The organism is Halanaerobiales bacterium, assembly GCA_035270125.1.
In the GTDB taxonomy this organism is placed as follows: domain Bacteria; phylum Bacillota; class Halanaerobiia; order Halanaerobiales; family DATFIM01; genus DATFIM01.
On sequence record DATFIM010000062.1, the window covers coordinates 1 to 4,708 of the forward strand.

Annotated in this window: 2 protein-coding genes; both read right to left on the minus strand. The window is 35.7% G+C overall.

What is annotated here, in order from left to right:
• The coding region (locus VJ881_03265) for a DUF3100 domain-containing protein (GenBank protein ID HKL75064.1) at positions 1-734 on the minus strand (734 nt) is incomplete at its 3' end.
• Between the two features lie 245 nt (positions 735-979).
• Entirely contained in the window at positions 980-4,687 is a 3,708-nt protein-coding gene (locus VJ881_03270) for an acyl-CoA dehydratase activase-related protein (protein HKL75065.1), read from the minus strand.
• Positions 4,688-4,708 lie beyond the last annotated feature (21 nt).

The following is a 4,708-nucleotide window of genomic DNA, read 5'->3' on the forward strand; positions in this document are numbered from 1 at the left end:
GCCAGAATGGTATCTTTCATCTCCGGTACAACTTCAGCAAGAGAACCAGAAGCAGCAGTCATCATACTTCCACTCCCCATCCCACAGGCCATAGCCAGAGCATAAGGATGTAAACCGGTATTAACTGAAAGTGCACCTAAAAGACCAAAGAAAATTGTTCCAAAAACAGTACCTGTTAAATACGTTCCTAAAACCCCAGTACCTTCTGGAGATGAAATTCCATATCTTTCACCAATTACTCCTAAGGTAGGCTCACGGGCAATACTGGCAGTTGCTCCAACTGCTTCTCTGCCCATTCCTAACCAAAGAGCTAAAGGCAGGGCAATAAAGATTGTACCTAAGTTACCAAGTTCCTGTAATAAAAATGCAGGACCAGCTTTAACAACCTGAACAATATTAGGACCAACCAAAGTACCGTACTTTACACCTAGTGGCAAAAGTGAAAGCATAACCATAGGACTGGCTAACTTTACCTCTTCCATCGATACTATTCCTTTTAAAAATCCAAATACTTTTCCTAAAAGATTAGGTGTAATTAAAATTGCAATTACTACTGCAAATAACATCGGTAGTAAAACTACCTGACCCGGGCCAACGGAAAAAGTTTGGGTTCCTATTGTTTCAGTTATAATTACTATTGCTAAGACTGTTAAATATAATTTCAAGAAAGTTCCCATTCGCCCCTTTGTTTTCAAAAGCTTCTCATTTTTGGAGAGTTGATCTTTTTCCTCCATAATTTTTCTACCTCCTTTATTATTTTAATATATTAATGAATTAAAATTATTGTTATCATATATTTAAATATAAGGTGACAAATTCCTGCAAATTCTAAAATTTTTCTTGAATGAAATAAAAAAAGCATGAGATAGTATGAATATCCATACCACCTCATGCTTATATTTTATGCAATTATCGACAAAAACCGGGAGGTACCCGGTACTATACCGGGTACCTTAATTTGGTACCTTAAAAAGGCACCTTAAAACTTTGCCTTTGATTTATATGCATTAAGTCTCTCAACCTGTAAACAAAATGATTCTATTCTGGCTTCTATAACCTGAGTAAAGACACTTCCATCTACTTCAATGGCTAAAAATGGCAGAGAAGAAAATTTATCAAGCACTTCTTTACTAAATTGATCATTTTTCTCCTCAGCAAGTTTTAATTTCTGTTCTTCCAGTGATTCGGAAAGAATTGATTCTGCTACCCTATGCGGCATACAGCCAAAAGGACCAATAATAATTACGCCATCTACATCATCAATCAATTCATCAATAGAACTACCTATAGTTAAAATTCCTTCTCCAGTTAATTCTGGTGAAATGGCTCCTTCCGCAGCTTCCATAACTTCATCAACATCATTTAAACTGTATTCACAAAGTCCACTTTCACTCATAATACTTTTAACCTGTTTCTCAAATCTCTTCTGGAATAAGCCCTTAAACTTACTTTTTAGCTTCTGCCAAAAACTAACATTTTGTTTGTTAATTCCATTTTGAAGAAGATAATCTACATAATAAAGCCATTCACTATTATCAGTAACTTTAGTCACTATTCCTCTTTCCGCCAATTTATCTACTAAAAATCTTCGAGAAAATTCATCACTTCTTACATAAATTTCACCTGTTAAAGCAACCTTTTTTGCCTCTTCATAATCTTCTTTTAACTCAATCTCAGCTAAAGACTCAGCTTCTTCTTTCATCATCTGTTTAATCTCTCCCCAGGAAAAATGAGCTAGCCCCTGAAAAAGTCGTTGTTTACTTTCTTCATATTGAGCCATTGCCTCTCTTCTATTGACAGCCAAAGCTTTAATAGCACTATAAATATCATCTAATACATCTGCAATTAAAACTGACTGCCAGCCTCTCAAGGTAAACTTTCTACCCATACCAGCATAACCATTATTGGCTGATAAAGTGAGTAAAGCTACATCTTCTATTTCTCTTTCTTCTAACATATTATTCATCAAAACATTATACTGGCCAAAACGGCAAGGACCGGAAGCTTCAGGCATAAAATAAACTAACATTTCATCATCATCTTCTCGTTCATCCAAATAGCGGAGTAAACTACCTAAAGTAAGCTGTAATGGCAGACATTCTTTGGAAGTTGAATTTGCTCTTCCTCTTTTTAGTTCATCTTCTCCAGGTGGAGGTGCTGTTACTGCCTCAACTCCACAATATTCAAAAGCAGCTGCAAAAGCCTGACTGGAATTACCTCCCATTGAAGGAATGAGTAGTTTTACATGGTCATCTTCTAGCGAATATTTTTCTCCTTTTGAATCATAAATTATTGGTTCATCTTCATATTCTATTCTTGCTTTTTGAAATTCACTTTCTTCCTCTTCAGGAATTCCCTGATCTGCCTGTAATTTCCGATAACTATCAACTACATCTAAAAAAGCTTCAATTCTGGTATTTAAACCTGCATCAGCAGTATGACTATCAAGTTCAAGAGTTAATGATGGTTTACTTCCATTTTCATCTCTAAAGTAATTTAATAAAAAGGAATCCGGGCCACAGCTAAAATTAGTTATATAAGCACCAAACAATTGAGGATTTTCACTGACAAAATCAGCACCTTTCATAATATACTGTCCCATAGACCAGTACATACTTTCTGTCACTTCTATATCTTCTATAGGAAGCATATCATAGGGTAAAATAAGCTCTCCGCGAGAAGCAAACTTATGAGGAATACCCATATTAGCCTCAGAGACAAAAGCATTATAAGGACGGCCAAAAAGAACTACCGCTTTTTCAGATTCATTTTCTTCAAGATAATCTAATACTTCTTTACCCTTTTTCTTTAATTCAACTTTAAAATCTTTTTGATAGGCTACAGCTTTTTTATAAGCTTCTTCTGCCTCTTTTTTACTATATCCTAATTTTTTTCCCATTTTGATAAATTCATCAGCAACATGATCATAGCCGTTTTTAAAATCAAGTACAGGTGAAAAAACATCATCACCTTTAAGTTCAGGCCAATTAGCACTGAGATAATAGGGTTCAGCCTGGGCCATCGGACAGAGCATACTTTCTTTAGCACCATTTTCAACCTGTAATCCCCGGACATGAGGTAGGAAAATATAGTCAGTTTCATAATTATTTAAAAGGTCATAAATATATCCGTGACTTAATTCTATGGGATGACAGAAAGCTGCAGATTGCTGCTGAATACCTTCTTCTTTTACATCTTCTGGTAAAATAACCTCATGCTCAAGTTCAGCAAAAAACTTAGAGTATAGTGGTAAAAGAGTACTAACTGTTAAGGAACGATTCAGTCCAACTATTCCCTTTTTCTTAGTCGGTTTGGCAAAATAATCATCAAATACCATCTCTTCTCTTTTGCGCACATAATCTAATTTTCTCACATCATATTCTACATCATGAGATAAATTAACATATTTATTACAGGCCCCACCAAAGGGATATTTTTCTCCATTGATCTCCATTACATTTATTTCACACTGACGATCACAGTTCTCTTTTCCTCCCTGACAGGTAAAAGGTTGATGATAGGTAATATCTCGATCAGCCAATTCATCAAGATCAAAATTTTCTGCTTCTACTAAATCAAGATCCAGATGCTGTTTTACCATTAAAGCTTCTCCATAGGCTCCCATTAAACCTGGTTCAGGAGGAACAATAATTTCTTTTTCAGTTAAAGCGGCCATGGCCATAGGTACAGCCTTGTTATAACAGACTCCTCCCTGCATAAATACTTTATCTCCGACAGGACGATTACCTTTAACTCGGTTTGTATAATTCAAACAAATCGAATAAACAAGTCCTCCAAAAATATCCTCTCTTTCTATACCTTCCTGAATAGCACTTTTTATATCACTACTAATAAAAGCAGAACACTGGTCATTAAAGTTTGGAGGATTTTCTCCCTGAAGAGCAATATCTTCTATATCTGTTACATCTACATTAAAAGATTCTTCAGCTGCCTCTTCCAGAAAAGAACCTGTACCAGCTGAACAGGCTTCATTCATAGCATAATCAGTAGGTACCTGATTTACAATATAAGTATACTTTGCATCCTGGCCCCCTATTTCAAAAATAGTGTCTACTTCACTATCAAAATAGACAGCTGCTGTCGCATGGGCCATAATCTCATTATGGATAGAATCTGTAAGAGCATGTAAGCCAACAATCTGTCTCCCGGAACCGGTAACTCCTAAACCAACTAAATCTATATCAACATCTCCAATTTCCTGAGAAAGCTTTTGATAACAACGGCGGGCCGCATCGACTGGATCACCACTTGTTCTTAGATAAACTGAGGCTAAAAGTGCATCATCTTCTTTGCGCATAATAACTGCCTTAGTTGTGGTAGAACCAACATCAATTCCTACCAGACAGCGGTCACCATCACGAGCCTCACCTTTTTCCATATCATGAAAACTAACTTTATCTTCATAATCTTTGATTGGAGGGAGAAATTCAAAAGAACTTTTATTGCGATCATAGAGATTGCCATCTTTTAAATTAACTCCATATTTTTCACTCCAGAGAGCTGTTCCTAAAGCTTCAAAATAATCTGCTTCTTCCGGAACTATAACATTCATTAGATGTTCTTTTAAATAATCTATCATAACCTCATTTTTACTTGTTCCCCCAACAACCATAATTGAATCAGGGTTAAAATTAGAAAGAAGTTCCATAATCTTATCAGCCATCATACTGCATAATCCAGCTACTAT